Raw genomic sequence first — 538 nt, 5'->3', positions numbered from 1 at the left:
TGGTCGCGACGTCAGCGGCCTGCGTCCCCACGCACGAGTACGACAAGGTCTGTGCCGCACCTGGCAGGCCGTCGAGCTGTTCGACGATCTGACGGTGGCGGAGAACCTCGCCGTCGCCTCACGTCAGCCCACCGTGAGATCGACGATCGCCGGCATGTTCGGCCTCGGCGTCGACGATATCGCCGGTGCGACAAAGACTCTCGCTGACGTGGGAATCGGCCACCTGGCTCGGGCACTGCCCACCGAACTCTCCGAGGGGCAACGCAAACTCGTGGGGATCGCCAGGGCGCTCGCGTCCGAGCCGGCGATTCTGTGCCTCGACGAGCCCGCCGCCGGCCTTGATACCACCGAAAGTTCGTTTCTCGGAAAGCAATTGCGCAGCCTGGGTGATCACGGAACACCGATGTTGCTGATCGACCACGACATCTCGTTCGTGTTCGGAACCTGCGACTACGTCGTCGTACTCGAGTTCGGTCAGGTGATCGCCCAGGGGCTGCCACACGTCGTGCGATCCGACCCCCGTGTGATCTCGGCGTAC

1 protein-coding gene is annotated in these 538 nt (G+C 64.7%); it reads left to right on the top strand.

From position 1 onward, the window contains the following. Positions 1-538 (top strand): ATP-binding cassette domain-containing protein (locus A2J02_RS24980; RefSeq protein WP_068055123.1); only part of this gene is annotated, 538 nt, incomplete at both ends.

This window comes from Rhodococcus sp. EPR-147, from assembly GCF_001647185.1.
In the GTDB taxonomy this organism is placed as follows: domain Bacteria; phylum Actinomycetota; class Actinomycetes; order Mycobacteriales; family Mycobacteriaceae; genus Rhodococcoides.
This window is presented reverse-complemented; position numbering and strand designations above follow the sequence as displayed.